1 protein-coding gene is annotated in these 286 nt (G+C 50.3%); it reads right to left on the minus strand.

What is annotated here, in order from left to right; all coding sequences use genetic code 11:
* Positions 1-286, minus strand: a 286-nt coding sequence (locus ACO0K1_RS20325) for a hypothetical protein (RefSeq protein ID WP_423029034.1), incomplete at both ends; no start/stop codon positions are given.

Below are 286 nucleotides of genomic sequence, written 5' to 3' on the forward strand. Positions count from 1 at the left end.
GCTCACCGACAGTTGTAATGTGCTTCTGTCCGTCGGGAGTCTTTGCAGCGTACGCAACAAGTATATTACCGTTACCGTCGTCGATTGCACCATAGGTGCCGTTTGCTGGGGCGCCCTCAGGGGTAGACGTGATGCCAATTTGTTTCGCGAGATTGTTACCCTCTTCACCGAACGAATCGGATATTGCTCCCGGGATTTGTTTAATATTATATGCAGATATGCCCGAGTCGGAGCCGTCAAAACCGGCAAATAAAATTCTCGTGTCGGCCTCTTGCTGCGCTAATTC

This window comes from Undibacterium sp. SXout20W (assembly GCF_049340285.1).
Taxonomy (GTDB): Bacteria; Pseudomonadota; Gammaproteobacteria; order Burkholderiales; family Burkholderiaceae_D; genus Undibacterium.